The organism is Streptomyces sp. SCSIO ZS0520 (assembly GCF_025643355.1).
Lineage (GTDB): Bacteria > Actinomycetota > Actinomycetes > Streptomycetales > Streptomycetaceae > Streptomyces > Streptomyces physcomitrii.
Window position 1 is genome coordinate 3,017,166 of the sequence record NZ_CP092644.1, and the last position, 13,157, is coordinate 3,030,322.

Below are 13,157 nucleotides of genomic sequence, written 5' to 3' on the forward strand. Positions count from 1 at the left end.
TCACGACAGTGCGGGGAGTCCGCATCTCCAGTGCGGGCAAGGCCGCAGGACGAAGGCCCCTTCCGCCGTGGCGGAAGGGGCCTTCTGGTCCGGCTTGTGCGCCGGGCGGGCTACCGGGCGAACACCCCCGCCTGCCCCGCCAGGTCCAGGAAGTACTGCGGGGCGACGCCGAGCACCAGGGTGACCGCGACGCCGACCGCGATGGCCGTGGTCGTCAGCGCGGAGGGCACCGCGACCGTGGGGCCGCCGGGCTGGGGCTCGCTGAAGAACATCAGCACGATGACGCGGATGTAGAAGAAGGCCGCGACCGCCGAGGAGAGCACACCGACGACCACGAGCGGACCGGCGCCGCCCTCCGCCGCGGCCTTGAACACCGCGAACTTTCCGGCGAAACCGGAGGTCAGCGGGATGCCCGCGAAGGCGAGCAGGAAGATGGCGAAGACCGCCGCGACGAGCGGCGAGCGGCGGCCGAGCCCCGCCCACTTCGACAGGTGGGTCGCCTCGCCGCCCGCGTCGCGGACCAGGGTGACCACGGCGAAGGCGCCGATGGTCACGAAGGAGTACGCGGCGAGGTAGAAGAGGACGGAGGAGATGCCCTCCGGGTTCATGGCGATGACACCGGCGAGGATGAAGCCCGCGTGCGCGATGGAGGAGTACGCGAGCAGCCGCTTGATGTCGGTCTGGGTGATGGCGACGATCGCGCCGCCCAGCATGGTGACGATGGCGACGCCCCACATGACCGGCCGCCAGTCCCAGCGCAGGCCCGGCAGCACCACGTACAGCAGGCGGAGCAGGGCGCCGAAGGCGGCGACCTTGGTGGCGGCGGCCATGAAGCCGGTGACGGGGGTGGGCGCGCCCTGGTAGACGTCCGGGGTCCACATGTGGAAGGGGACCGCGCCGACCTTGAAGAGCAGGCCCATGACGACGAGTGCGGCGCCGATCAGGAGCAGCGCGTCGTTGCCCATGGTGTCGGCGAGCGCCGGGTCGATGTCCTGCACGCTCCCGTCGACGACGCTGGCGATCCGGGCGTAGGAGACGGAGCCGGAGTAGCCGTAGAGCAGGGCGATGCCGAAGAGGGTGAAGGCGGAGGCGAAGGCGCCGAGGAGGAAGTACTTGACGGCGGCTTCCTGCGACATGAGCCGGTTGCGGCGGGCGAGCGCGCACAGCAGGTACAGCGGCAGGGAGAAGACTTCCAGCGCGATGAAGAGGGTCAGCAGGTCGTTCGCCGCGGGGAAGACGAGCATGCCGCCGATGGCGAAGAGGGCCAGCGGGAACACCTCGGTGGTGGTGAACCCGGCCTTCAGGGCGGCCTTCTCGGAGTCGCTGCCGGGGACCGAGGCGGCCTGCGCGGCGAAGGAGTCGACCTGGTTGCCGTGGGCGGCCGGGTCGAGCCTGCGCTCGGCGAAGGTGAAGATCGCGACGAGCCCGGCGAGCAGGATGGTGCCCTGGAGGAAGAGGGCGGGTCCGTCGACGGCGACGGCGCCCATGGCGGCGATGTGCGCCTTGGTGGTGCCGTAGCCGTCGGCGGCGAGGGCGAGCACCGCGATGAAGGCGGCGACCAGGGCGAGGACGGCGGTGCCGACCTGCGCGTAGTAGCGGGACCGGCGCGGTACGAAGGCCTCGATGAGGATGCCGATGAGGGCCGCGCCGATGACGATCAGCGTGGGCGACAGCTGGGCGTACTCGATCTTGGGTGCGTCGATCTTGCCGATCTCGTTGCTGGCGGGCGCGGTGGCCGCCATTGTCCACAGGCTGTGGACGGCCGATGCGCTCACTTGGACGCCTCCACGTCGGGCCGGGGATCCTTCTTCTGGACGTCGGACATGGTGTGTTTCACCGCCGGGTCGACGAGCTCGGTCAGCGGCTTCGGGTAGACGCCGAGGAAGACGAGCAGTGCGATCAGCGGGACGACCACGGCCAGTTCACGTACCCGCAGATCGGGGATCTTGGCGAGTTCCGGTTTGACCGGGCCGGTCATCGTCCGCTGGTAGAGGACGAGGGAGTACAGGGCGGCGAGCACGATGCCGAAGGTGGCGATGATGCCGAGGGCCGGATACCGCGAGAAGGTGCCGACCAGGACCAGGAACTCGCTGACGAACGGGGCGAGTCCGGGCAGCGAGAGGGTGGCGAGGGAGCCGATGAGGAAGGTGCCGGCGAGCAGCGGCGCCGTCTTCTGCACCCCGCCGTAGTCCGCGATGAGCCGGGAGCCGCGCCGGGAGATGAGGAATCCGGCGACCAGCATCAGGGCGGCGGTGGAGATGCCGTGGTTGACCATGTAGAGGGTGGCGCCGCTCTGGCCCTGGGAGGTCATCGCGAAGATGCCGAGGATGATGAACCCGAAGTGGGAGATCGAGGCGTACGCGACCAGGCGTTTGATGTCGCGCTGGCCGACCGCGAGCAGGGCGCCGTAGACGATGCTGATCACGGCGAGCACCAGGATCGCGGGGGTGGCCCACTTGGAGGCCTCCGGGAAGAGCTGGAGGCAGAAGCGGAGCATCGCGAAGGTGCCGACCTTGTCGACGACCGCGGTGATCAGCACGGCGACCGGCGCGGTCGACTCGCCCATGGCGTTGGGCAGCCAGGTGTGCAGCGGCCACAGCGGGGCCTTCACCGCGAAGGCGAAGAAGAAGCCGAGGAAGAGCCAGCGCTCGGTGGAGGTCGCCATGTCGAGGGAGCCGTTGGCCCGGGCCTCGGCGATCTCGGCGAGCGAGAAGCTGCCCGCGACCGTGTAGAGGCCGATCACCGCGGCCAGCATGATCAGGCCGCCGACCAGGTTGTAGAGGAGGAACTTGACCGCCGCGTACGAGCGTTGGGCGGCGGCGGTCTTCTCGTCCTGGTGCGGGTGGGCGCGGTCTCCGAAGCCGCCGATGAGGAAGTACATCGGGATGAGCATGGCTTCGAAGAAGATGTAGAAGAGGAAGACGTCGGTGGCCTCGAAGGAGAGGATCACCATCGCCTCGACGGCGAGGATCAGGGCGAAGAAGCCCTGGGTCGGACGCCAGCGCGAGGAGCTGGTCTCCAGGGTGTCGGCGTCGTGCCAGCCCGCCAGGATGATGAACGGGATGAGCAGCGCGGTCAGGGCGAGCAGGGCCACCCCGATGCCGTCGACGCCCAGCTCGTAGCGGACCCCGAAGTCCTTGATCCAGGAGTGGGATTCGGTGAGCTGGTACCGCCCGCCGTCCGGGTCGAAGCGGACCAGGACGGCGACGGCGAGGCCGAGGGTGGCGAGCGAGACGAGCAGTGCCAGGGACTTGGCGGCGTTGCGTTTGCCCGCAGGGACGGCGGCCGTGGCGAGGGCGCCGAGGGCGGGCAGGGCCGCGGTCGCGGTCAGCAGAGGAAAGGACATGGGAATCAGACCGCCCTCATCAGCAGGGTCGCGGCGACGATCAGTGCGGCACCGCCGAACATCGAGACGGCGTAGCTGCGGACGTAGCCGTTCTGCAGCCTGCGCAGCCGGCCGGAGAGTCCGCCGACGGAGGCCGCGGTGCCGTTGACGGCGCCGTCGACCAGGGAGTGGTCGAGGTAGACCAGGGAGCGGGTGAGGTGTTCGCCGCCGCGGACCAGGACGACGTGGTTGAAGTCGTCCTGGAGCAGGTCGCGGCGGGCCGCCCGGGTGAGCAGCGAGCCGCGCGGGGCGACGGCGGGCACCGGGCGCCTGCCGTACATCAGCCAGGCGGCGGCCACCCCGAGGACGAGCACCGCGACGGTGGCGCCGGTGACGGCGCCCGCGCTGATCGGCGGATGGCCGTGCTCGTGTGCGGTGACCGGCTCCAGCCAGTGCAGGAAGCGGTCGCCGATGCTGAAGAAGCCGCCCGCGAAGACCGAGCCGAAGGCGAGGATGATCATCGGGATCGTCATCGACTTGGGCGACTCGTGCGGGTGGGGCTCCTGGTAGTCCTCGCCGGCGCCCGAGGCGATCGCCGCCTGCCCCCGCCAGCGCTCCTCGCCGAAGAAGGTCATCAGCATCACGCGGGTCATGTAGAAGGCGGTGATCGCGGCGCCGAGCAGGGCCACCGAGCCGAGGATCCAGCCCTCGGTGCCGCCCTTGGCGAAGGCCGCCTCGATGATCTTGTCCTTGGAGAAGAAGCCGGACAGGCCGGGGAAGCCGATGATGGCGAGGTAGCCGAGTCCGAAGGTGACGAAGGTGACCGGCATGTACTTGCGCAGTCCGCCGTAGCGGCGCATGTCGACCTCGTCGTTCATGCCGTGCATCACGGATCCGGCGCCGAGGAAGAGCCCGGCCTTGAAGAAGCCGTGGGTCACCAGGTGCATGATCGCGAAGACGTAGCCGATGGGGCCGAGGCCCGCGGCGAGGACCATGTAGCCGATCTGCGACATCGTCGATCCGGCGAGCGCCTTCTTGATGTCGTCCTTGGCGCAACCGACGATCGCACCGAAGAGCAGCGTGACCGCGCCGACGATGGTGACGACGAGCTGGGCGTCGGGGGCGGCGTTGAAGATCGCCCCGGAGCGCACGATCAGGTAGACGCCCGCGGTGACCATGGTGGCGGCGTGGATGAGGGCGGAGACCGGGGTCGGGCCCTCCATCGCGTCGCCGAGCCAGGACTGCAGCGGCACCTGGGCGGACTTGCCGCAGGCGGCGAGCAGCAGCATCAGCGCGATCGCGGTGAGCTTGCCCTCGCCGGTGTCCCCGGTGGCCTCCAGGACCGGCCCGAAGGCGAAGGTCCCGAAGGTGGTGAACATCAGCATGATGGCGATGGACAGGCCCATGTCGCCGACGCGGTTGACCAGGAAGGCCTTCTTCGCGGCGGTGGCGGCGCTGGGCTTGTGCTGCCAGAAGCCGATGAGCAGGTACGAGGCGAGGCCGACGCCCTCCCAGCCGACGTACAGCAGGAGGTAGTTGTCGGCGAGGACCAGCAGCAGCATCGCCGCGAGGAACAGGTTCAGGTAGCCGAAGAAGCGGCGGCGCCGCTCGTCGTGCTCCATGTACCCGATCGAGTAGATGTGGATGAGCGTGCCCACCCCGCTGATCAGGAGCACGAACGTCATCGACAGCTGGTCCAGCTGGAAGGCGACGTCGGCCTGGAAGCCCTCGACGGGGATCCAGCTGAACAGGTGCTGGTGCAGGGCGCGTTCCTCCGCGTCCTTGCCGAGCATGTCCGTGAACAGGACGAGCCCGAAGGCGAAGGAGGCGAAGGACAGCAGGGTGCCGAGCAGATGCCCGGTGCGGTCCAGGGCCCGCCCGCCGCACAGGAGCACGGCGGCTCCGAGCAGTGGCGCCGCGATCAGCAGCGCGATCAGGTTCTCCACGAGCTGACCCCTTAGAGCTTCATCAGGCTGGCGTCGTCGACCGAGGCCGAGTGGCGGGAGCGGAACAGCGACACGATGATCGCGAGTCCGACGACGACCTCCGCGGCGGCGACGACCATCGTGAAGAAGGCGATGATCTGGCCGTCGAGGTTTCCGTGCAGGCGCGAGAAGGCGACGAAGGCGAGGTTGCAGGCGTTGAGCATCAGCTCCACGCACATGAACACCACGATCGCGTTCCGCCTGATCAGTACGCCGGTGGCACCGATGGTGAACAGCAGTGCCGCCAGATACAGGTAGTTGACCGGGTTCACTTCGATGCCTCCTCGGAGGTCGGCCGCTCCAGGCGCTCGGTGGACCGCTGTTCGAGGGCCTTGAGGTCGTTCAGCGCCTCGCTGGAGACGTCGCGGATCTGGCCGCGGGCGCGCAGCGTCTTGTTGACGGTCAGCTCCGAGGGGGAGCCGTCCGGCAGCAGGCCCGCGATGTCGACCGCGTTGTGCCGGGCGTAGACGCCGGGGGCGGGCAGCGGCGGCAGGTGGACGCCGTCCCGGATGCGCTGCTCGGACAACTCGCGCTGGGTCTTGGCGCGTTCGGTGCGCTCCCGGTGGGTGAGCACCATCGCGCCGACCGCGGCGGTGATGAGCAGGGCGCCGGTGATCTCGAAGGCGAAGACGTACTTGGTGAAGATCAGGGTGGCCAGGCCCTCGACGTTCCCGCCGGAGTTGGCGCGGCTCAGTCCGCTGAACTCGGTCAGCGAGGCGTTGCCGATCCCGGCGATCAGCAGGACGCCGAAGCCGAGTCCGCACAGCGCGGCCAGCCAGCGCTGGCCCTTGATGGTCTCCTTCAGGGAGTCCGCGGCGCTGACGCCGATGAGCATGACCACGAAGAGGAACAGCATCATGATCGCGCCGGTGTAGACGACGATCTGCACGATGCCGAGGAAGTAGGCGCCGTTGGCCAGGTAGAAGACCGCGAGGATGATCATCGTCCCGGCGAGGCAGAGCGCGCTGTGCACGGCCCGGCGCATCAGGATGGTGCACAGGGCGCCGAGCACCGCGACGGTGCCGAGGATCCAGAACTGGACGGCCTCACCGGTGGAGGTGGTGGCGGCGGCGAGCTGGCTCATACGTCCACCTCCTCGGAGTCCGGCTTCTCGTCCTTGGAGCGGGGCGTCTGGATCTCGGTGCCGGGGGCGGCCTCGGTGACCAGGCCCCGGTAGTAGTCCTGCTCGTCGGTGCCCGGGTAGATCGCGTGCGGGCTGTCGACCATGCCCTCGTCGAGCCCGGCGAGCAGCTGCTCCTTGGTGTAGATGAGGTTCTCGCGGCTGGAGTCGGCGAGTTCGAACTCGTTGGTCATGGTGAGCGCGCGGGTCGGACAGGCCTCGATGCACAGCCCGCACAGGATGCAGCGGGCGTAGTTGATCTGGTAGACGCGTCCGTACCGCTCGCCCGGCGAGTAGCGCTCCTCGTCGGTGTTGTCGGCGCCCTCCACATAGATGGCGTCGGCGGGGCAGGCCCAGGCGCACAGCTCGCAGCCGACGCACTTCTCCAGGCCGTCCGGGTGGCGGTTGAGCTGGTGCCGGCCGTGGAAGCGCGGTGCGGTGGTCTTGGGCTGCTCGGGGTACTGCTCGGTGAGCCGCTTCTTGAACATGGCCTTGAAGGTCACGCCGAAGCCGGCCACCGGGTTCTGGAACCCGGCCGGTTCGGCGGACCGGCCGCCCGACTCCGCCCCGGCCGGGGCCACTTCGCCGCCCTTGCCGGGCTTCTCGGGCACTGAGGACTGCTCAGCCATCGGACGCCTCCTTTCCGTCACTGTCAGTATTGGGGCCGCCACTGACAACGAGGTCGCGCTGGCGGGAGGGCCTGCGCGGCACCGGCGGCAGGCTCTGCCCCGGCAGCGGCGGTACGGGGAAGCCGCCGGCCATCGGGTCGAAGACCTCCGGCTCGGGCGGGTGGGCGACGGACTCGGCCTTCTCCCGCTTCTCCTGGTTGTCGCGCAGGATGTCGACGACGAAGGAGATCAGCAGCAGGGCGATCACGGCGCCGCCGACGTAGAGGGCGATCTCGGCGAAGTCGTAGTCCTCGTTGCGCAGCGCCCGCACGGTGGCGACCAGCATCAGCCAGACCACCGAGACCGGGATGAGCACCTTCCAGCCGAGCTTCATCAGCTGGTCGTAGCGGACCCGGGGCAGGGTGCCGCGCAGCCAGATGAAGCCGAACAGCAGCAGCTGGACCTTGAGGACGAACCAGAGCATCGGCCACCAGCCGTGGTTGGCGCCCTCCCAGAAGGTGCTGACCGGCCAGGGTGCGCGCCACCCGCCGAGGAAGAGGGTGGTGGCGACCGCGGAGACCGTCACCATGTTCACGTACTCGGCGAGCATGAACATCGCGAACTTGATGGAGGAGTACTCGGTGTTGAAGCCACCGACGAGGTCGCCCTCGGACTCCGGCATGTCGAAGGGCGCCCGGTTGGTCTCGCCGACCATCGTGATGATGTAGAGCAGGAAGGAGACCGGCAGCAGCAGGATGTACCAGCGGTCCTGCTGGCCTTCCACGATCGCCGAGGTCGACATCGACCCGGAGTAGAGGAAGACGGAGGCGAAGGCGGCGCCCATCGCGATCTCGTACGAGATCATCTGCGCGCAGGAGCGCAGCCCGCCGAGCAGCGGGTACGTGGAGCCGGAGGACCAGCCCGCGAGGACGATGCCGTAGATGCCGACGGAGGCGACCGCGAGGATGTAGAGCATCGCGATCGGCAGGTCGGTGAGCTGCATGGTGGTGCGCTGGCCGAAGATCGAGACCTCGTTGCCGGAGGGCCCGAAGGGGATCACCGCGATCGCCATGAACGCGGGGACCGCGGCGACGATCGGCGCGAGGACGTAGACGACCTTGTCCGCGCGCTTGACGATGACGTCTTCCTTCAGCATCAGCTTGATGCCGTCGGCCAGCGACTGCAGCAGGCCCCAGGGGCCGTGCCGGTTGGGGCCGATGCGCCGCTGCATCCAGGCGACGACCTTGCGCTCCCACACGATGGAGAAGAGCACGGTCACCATCAGGAAGGCGAAGCAGAAGACCGCCTTGATGACGACCAGCCACCACGGGTCGGTGCCGAACAGCGACAGGTCTTCCTGGGCGAGCGGCATCATGACGTCACCTCCGTGATCGCGGTGGCCCCGTCGGTGGCGGGGGCGAGGCGCACGAGCTGGCCGGGCCGCGCTCCGGTGTCGGCGGCCACGCCGTGGCCGGTGGAGTTCAGCGGCAGCCAGACCACCCGGTCGGGCATCTCCGTGACGAGCAGCGGCAGTTCGACGCTGCCCTCGGGTCCGGTGACCCTCAGGGCCTGGCCGTCGGCGACCCCGGTCTCGGCGGCGGTGGCCGCGGAGAGCCGGGCGACGGCGGCGTGCCGGGTGCCGGCCAGCGCCTCGTCGCCCTCCTGGAGCCGGCCGCGGTCGAGCAGCAGCCGGTGCCCGGCGAGCACCGCCTCGCCCTGACCGGGGCGGGGCAGCGCGGCCGTGGTCCCGCTGGGCCCGGTGGCGAGCGGTCCGTCCCAGCCGCCGAGGCGGTCGAGTTCGGCGCGGGCGGTGCGCACATCGGGCAGGCCCAGGTGGATGTCCATGGCGTCGGCGAGCATGTGCAGCACGCGCAGGTCCTGGGGGGCCAGGGTGCGGGTCATCTGGTCGGGCTTGAGCGAGGCCTCGAACATCCGCGCCCGGCCTTCCCAGTTGAGGAAGGTGCCGGACTTCTCGGCGACGGCGGCGACCGGCAGGACCACATCGGCCCGTTCGGTGACCTCGCTCGGCCGCTGCTCCAGGGAGACCACGAAGGCGGCCTCCTTCAGCGCGGTACGGGCGCGTGCCGGGTCCGGCAGGTCGTCGATCTCGACGCCGCCGACGAGCAGCGCGCCGAGCTCGCCGCTCGCGGCGGCCTCGACGATCTGCCCGGTGTCGCGGCCGTGGCGGTGCGGAAGGCGGGCCAGGCCCCAGACGGCGGCGACCTCGTCCCGGGCGCGCGGGTCGGTGGCCGGGCGTCCGCCGGGCAGCAGCGAGGGCAGCGCGCCGGTCTCGACGGCGCCGCGCTCACCCGCCCGGCGCGGGATCCACACCAGGCGGGCGCCGGTGGCGGCGGCGGTGCGGGCGGCGGCGGTGAGCGCGCCGGGGACCGCGGCGAGGCGTTCGCCGACGACGAGGACGGCGCCCTCCTCGCGCAGCGCCTCGGCGGCCCGGCTGCCGTCGCCTTCGAGTCCGGTGCCGGTGGCGAGGGCGTCCAGCCACTCGGTCTCGGTGCCGGGGGCGGCGGGCAGCAGGGTGCCGCCCGCCTTCTCCAGGCCCCGGGTGGCGTGGGTGGCGAGGGCGAAGGTGCGCTGGCCGTGCTTGCGCCAGGCCTTGCGCAGCCTCAGGAAGACACCGGGTGCCTCCTCCTCCGCCTCGATCCCGGCGAGCAGCACCGCGGGCGCCTTGCCGAGCAGGGTGTACGTGACGCCCGTACCGTCCAGGTCGCGGCCGCGCCCGGCGACGAAGGCGGCCAGGAAGTCGGCCTCCTCGGCGCTGTGCACCCGGGCCCGGAAGTCGACGTCGTTGGTGTCGAGGGCGACCCGGGCGAACTTGCTGTACGCGTAGGAGTCCTCGACGGTCAGCCGGCCGCCGGTGAGCACGGCCGCCCGGCCGCGGGCCGCGGCCAGTCCGCTCGCGGCGGCGTCCAGGGCCTCCGGCCAGCTGGCGCTCCGCAGTTGACCGGTGGCGGCGTCACGGACGAGCGGGGTGGTGAGGCGGTCCTTGAGCTGCGCGTAGCGGAAGCCGAAGCGGCCCTTGTCGCAGATCCACTCCTCGTTGACCTCGGGGTCGTCGGCGGCCAGGCGCCGCATGACCTTGCCGCGGCGGTGGTCGGTGCGGGTGGCGCAGCCCCCGGCGCAGTGCTCGCACACGCTCGGCGAGGACACCAGGTCGAAGGGGCGGGAGCGGAAGCGGTACGCCGCCGAGGTCAGCGCGCCGACCGGGCAGATCTGGATGGTGTTGCCGGAGAAGTACGACTCGAAGGGGTCGCCCTCGCCGGTGCCGACCTGCTGGAGGGCGCCGCGTTCGAGGAGTTCGATCATCGGGTCGCCGGCGACCTGGTTGGAGAAGCGGGTGCAGCGCGCGCACAGCACGCAGCGCTCGCGGTCCAGGAGCACCTGGGTGGAGATCGGCACCGGCTTCTCGAAGGTCCGCTTCTTGCCCTCGAAGCGGGAGTCGGCGTCGCCGACCGACATGGCCTGGTTCTGCAGCGGGCACTCGCCGCCCTTGTCGCAGACCGGGCAGTCCAGGGGGTGGTTGATGAGCAGCAGCTCCATCACCCCGCGCTGCGCCTTCTCCGCGACCGGCGAGGTCAGCTGGGAGCTGACGACCATGCCGTCGGTGCAGGTGATGGTGCAGGAGGCCATCGGCTTGCGCTGGCCCTCGACCTCGACGATGCATTGGCGGCAGGCACCGGCCGGGTCGAGCAGCGGGTGGTCGCAGAAGCGGGGGATCTCGATGCCGAGCATCTCGGCGGCCCGGATGACCAGGGTGCCCTTGGGCACGCTGATCTCGGAGCCGTCGATGGTCAGGGTCACGAGGTCCTCGGCGACCGGGGCCTCTTTGCCCGACGCCCCGCCGGAGGGAGCGCCTGTGGTGACCGTCATGCGTTCACCTCCGTGTGGGTGTCGGCCCAGGCGGTGGACCGGGCCGGGTCGAAGGGGCAGCCCTTCTCGTCGATGTGCTGCTCGTACTCCGCGCGGAAGTACTTGAGCGAGGAGAAGATCGGCGCGGCGGCGCCGTCGCCGAGGGCGCAGAAGGACTTGCCGTTGATGTTGTCGGCGATGTCGGCGAGCTTGTCGAGGTCGGCGTGGGTGCCCTTGCCCGCCTCCAGGTCGCGCATCAACTGCACGAGCCAGTAGGTGCCTTCGCGGCAGGGGGTGCACTTGCCGCAGGACTCGTGGGCGTAGAACTCGGTCCAGCGGGTGACGGCGCGGACCACGCAGGTGGTCTCGTCGAAGCACTGCAGGGCCTTGGTGCCGAGCATCGATCCGGCGGCGCCGACGGCCTCGTAGTCGAGGGGGACGTCGAGGTGCTCGTCGGTGAGCAGCGGGGTGGAGGAGCCGCCCGGGGTCCAGAACTTCAGGCGGTGCCCGGGCCGCATGCCGCCGCTCATGTCGAGGAGCTGGCGCAGGGTGATGCCGAGCGGGCCCTCGTACTGGCCGGGGCCCGCGACATGGCCGCTGAGCGAGTACAGCGTGAAGCCCGGGGACTTCTCGCTGCCCATGGACTTGAACCAGTCCTTGCCCTTGTTGAGGATCGCGGGAACCGAGGCGATGGACTCGACGTTGTTCACCACCGTGGGGCAGGCGTAGAGACCGGCGACGGCGGGGAAGGGCGGCCGGAGCCTCGGCTGGCCGCGGCGCCCCTCCAGGGAGTCGAGGAGCGCGGTCTCCTCGCCGCAGATGTAAGCCCCGGCGCCCGCGTGCACGGTGAGGTCGAGGTCGAGTCCCTCGCCGAGCGCGTTCTTGCCGAGGTAGCCGGCCTCGTAGGCCTCGCGCACGGCCTCGTGCAGCCTGCGCAGTACGGGGACGACCTCGCCGCGCAGGTAGATGAAGGCGTGCGAGGAGCGGATCGCGTGGCAGGCGATCACGATGCCCTCGATGAGGGAGTGCGGGTTGGCGTAGAGGAGGGGGATGTCCTTGCAGGTGCCGGGCTCGGACTCGTCGGCGTTGACGACGAGGTAGTGCGGCTTGCCGTCGCCCTGCGGGATGAACTGCCACTTCATGCCGGTGGGGAAGCCCGCGCCGCCGCGGCCGCGCAGACCGGAGTCCTTCACATAGGCGATCAGGTCGTCCGGGGCCATGGCGAGCGCCTTGCGCAGCCCCTCGTATCCCTCGTGGCGGCGGTAGACCTCCAGGGACCAGGACTTCTCCTCGTCCCAGAAGGCGGACAGCACCGGGGCGAGCAGTTCCTCGGGGCTCAGCTCCGGGCCGCCGGGCGCCGCGGTGTCGCCGTTGTCGGTGGTCAAGGTCATCACTCCCCCTCCTCGGCAGCGGGGCCTGCGGGGTGGGCCGGGTCGGAGGCCGAGGTCTCCTGCGGGGCGTCGTGCGAGCTGAGGTGCTCGCCCGGCGAGGGCTCGTGCGGGGCGGTCCCGCGGATCGTCCCGGCGTCCTGGCCGCGCGGGTGGACCACCCGGGGCTGGGGGCTCTCGCCCTTGGCCAGGCGCAGTCCGATCAGGGAGGCGGGGCCGCCGCTGCCGCCGGCCTCGACGGCGCCTTCGCGCGTGTCGGGGAATCCGGCGAGGATGCGGGCGGTCTCCTTGTACGTGCACAGGGGGGCGCCGCGGGTGGGCTCGACGGTGGCTCCGGCCCGCAGCTCGTCGACCAGGCGCTTGGCGGACTCGACGGTCTGGTTGTCGAAGAACTCCCAGTTGACCATCAGGACCGGAGCGAAGTCGCAGGCCGCGTTGCACTCGATGTGTTCGAGGGTGACCTTGCCGTCCTCGGTGGTCTCGCCGTTGCCGACGCCGAGGTGCTCCTGCAGCGCGGAGAAGATGGCGTCGCCGCCCATCACCGCGCACAGCGTGTTGGTGCAGACACCGACCTGGTAGTCGCCGCCCGGCTTGCGCCGGTACATCGTGTAGAAGGTGGCGACCGCGGTGACCTCGGCGGTGGTCAGTTGGAGGACGTCCGCGCAGAACTGCATTCCGGTGCGCGTGACATGGCCCTCCTCGGACTGCACCAGGTGCAGCAGCGGCAGCAGCGCCGAGCGGGAGTCCGGGTAGCGGGCGATGACCTCGCGCGCGTCGGCCTCCAGGCGGGCGCGCACCTCGGCCGGGTACGCGGGGGCGGGCAGCTGGGGCATGCCCAGGCTCACCTCGTGGCTCGCGGGTGTGGTC

10 protein-coding genes are annotated in these 13,157 nt (G+C 70.6%); all 10 read right to left on the reverse strand.

What is annotated here, in order from left to right; genetic code table 11:
- Positions 1-110 precede the first annotated feature (110 nt).
- Genes nuoN through nuoE form a run of 10 tightly spaced genes read right to left on the reverse strand, consistent with a single transcriptional unit; the run spans position 111 to position 13,123 of the window.
- Complete coding sequence (nuoN, locus tag MID12_RS11345) at positions 111-1,775, reverse strand: NADH-quinone oxidoreductase subunit NuoN (RefSeq protein ID WP_040249564.1); 1,665 nt, start codon at positions 1,773-1,775, stop codon at positions 111-113.
- Complete coding sequence (locus tag MID12_RS11350) at positions 1,772-3,346, reverse strand: NADH-quinone oxidoreductase subunit M (protein ID WP_040249567.1); 1,575 nt, start codon at positions 3,344-3,346, stop codon at positions 1,772-1,774. The genes nuoN and MID12_RS11350 overlap by 4 nt, the downstream gene beginning before the upstream one ends.
- Positions 3,347-3,351: 5 nt before the next feature.
- Positions 3,352-5,271: an NADH-quinone oxidoreductase subunit L gene (nuoL, locus tag MID12_RS11355; protein ID WP_040249570.1), complete on the reverse strand. Its 1,920-nt coding sequence runs from the start codon at positions 5,269-5,271 to the stop codon at positions 3,352-3,354.
- 11 nt (positions 5,272-5,282) lie between these two features.
- Positions 5,283-5,582, reverse strand: a complete 300-nt coding sequence (gene nuoK / locus MID12_RS11360; protein ID WP_006133113.1) for an NADH-quinone oxidoreductase subunit NuoK — start codon at positions 5,580-5,582, stop codon at positions 5,283-5,285.
- Positions 5,579-6,394: an NADH-quinone oxidoreductase subunit J gene (locus MID12_RS11365; protein ID WP_040249578.1), complete on the reverse strand. Its 816-nt coding sequence runs from the start codon at positions 6,392-6,394 to the stop codon at positions 5,579-5,581. Before MID12_RS11365 ends, nuoK begins: the two co-directional genes overlap by 4 nt.
- The gene (gene nuoI, locus MID12_RS11370) at positions 6,391-7,059 is read right to left on the reverse strand and encodes an NADH-quinone oxidoreductase subunit NuoI (protein WP_237282706.1); all 669 of its coding nucleotides are present in this window, start codon (positions 7,057-7,059) and stop codon (positions 6,391-6,393) included. The genes MID12_RS11365 and nuoI overlap by 4 nt, the downstream gene beginning before the upstream one ends.
- A complete protein-coding gene (gene nuoH / locus MID12_RS11375) occupies positions 7,052-8,413 on the reverse strand; it encodes an NADH-quinone oxidoreductase subunit NuoH (protein WP_263166634.1) in 1,362 nt (453 codons plus the stop codon). The genes nuoI and nuoH overlap by 8 nt, the downstream gene beginning before the upstream one ends.
- Entirely contained in the window at positions 8,410-10,923 is a 2,514-nt protein-coding gene (locus tag MID12_RS11380) for an NADH-quinone oxidoreductase subunit G (protein WP_040249584.1), read from the reverse strand. Before MID12_RS11380 ends, nuoH begins: the two co-directional genes overlap by 4 nt.
- Positions 10,920-12,293: an NADH-quinone oxidoreductase subunit NuoF gene (gene nuoF, locus MID12_RS11385; RefSeq protein ID WP_040249587.1), complete on the reverse strand. Its 1,374-nt coding sequence runs from the start codon at positions 12,291-12,293 to the stop codon at positions 10,920-10,922. The genes MID12_RS11380 and nuoF overlap by 4 nt, the downstream gene beginning before the upstream one ends.
- On the reverse strand, positions 12,293-13,123 hold the full coding sequence (gene nuoE / locus MID12_RS11390; protein WP_411577055.1) for an NADH-quinone oxidoreductase subunit NuoE: 831 nt from the start codon (positions 13,121-13,123) through the stop codon (positions 12,293-12,295). The genes nuoF and nuoE overlap by 1 nt, the downstream gene beginning before the upstream one ends.
- Positions 13,124-13,157 lie beyond the last annotated feature (34 nt).

Excerpts from the sequence above, each read along its gene's own strand:
- nuoH (WP_263166634.1), bottom strand. The coding sequence starts at position 8,413 with ATGATGCCGCTCGCCCAGGAAGACCTGTCGCTGTTCGGCACCGACCCG.
- nuoF (WP_040249587.1), bottom strand. The coding sequence starts at position 12,293 with ATGACCTTGACCACCGACAACGGCGACACCGCGGCGCCCGGCGGCCCG.
- MID12_RS11380 (WP_040249584.1), bottom strand. The coding sequence starts at position 10,923 with ATGACGGTCACCACAGGCGCTCCCTCCGGCGGGGCGTCGGGCAAAGAG.
- MID12_RS11350 (WP_040249567.1), bottom strand. The coding sequence starts at position 3,346 with ATGTCCTTTCCTCTGCTGACCGCGACCGCGGCCCTGCCCGCCCTCGGC.
- MID12_RS11365 (WP_040249578.1), bottom strand. The coding sequence starts at position 6,394 with ATGAGCCAGCTCGCCGCCGCCACCACCTCCACCGGTGAGGCCGTCCAG.
- nuoE (WP_411577055.1), bottom strand. The coding sequence starts at position 13,123 with ATGCCCCAGCTGCCCGCCCCCGCGTACCCGGCCGAGGTGCGCGCCCGC.
- nuoI (WP_237282706.1), bottom strand. The coding sequence starts at position 7,059 with ATGGCTGAGCAGTCCTCAGTGCCCGAGAAGCCCGGCAAGGGCGGCGAA.